Origin of the sequence: Bacillus sp. 7884-1, from assembly GCF_002272245.1 — a bacterium.
In the GTDB taxonomy this organism is placed as follows: Bacteria; Bacillota; Bacilli; order Bacillales; family Cytobacillaceae; genus Neobacillus.
The window spans coordinates 1-208 of sequence record NZ_NPDD01000392.1; the positions used below are offsets into that span (position 1 = coordinate 1).

The 208-nt window shown below is 39.9% G+C and carries 1 protein-coding gene; it reads right to left on the reverse strand.

Annotation, left to right across the window (positions count from 1 at the left end; translation table 11 throughout):
- The coding region (locus CHI06_RS29280; RefSeq protein WP_306453860.1) for an ArsB/NhaD family transporter at positions 1-208 on the reverse strand (208 nt) is incomplete at both ends.

Consider the following 208-nt stretch of genomic DNA (forward strand, 5'->3'; position numbering starts at 1 on the left):
CCGAGAAAAATACAATCGCCCATGGCGCTCCTTTGATGACCCTTTTTGTTTCGACTGCATGGCTTCTTCTTCCCATGAATAAGAAGAAAATAGCAACAACACCTGCAATGATAGATACAGGAATATCTAGGAATTCACTAATAAAGTATCCTGCCAATAATATGGCGAGGACTACCCATGATAAGCGAAACATTTTTTGATCCCGAAT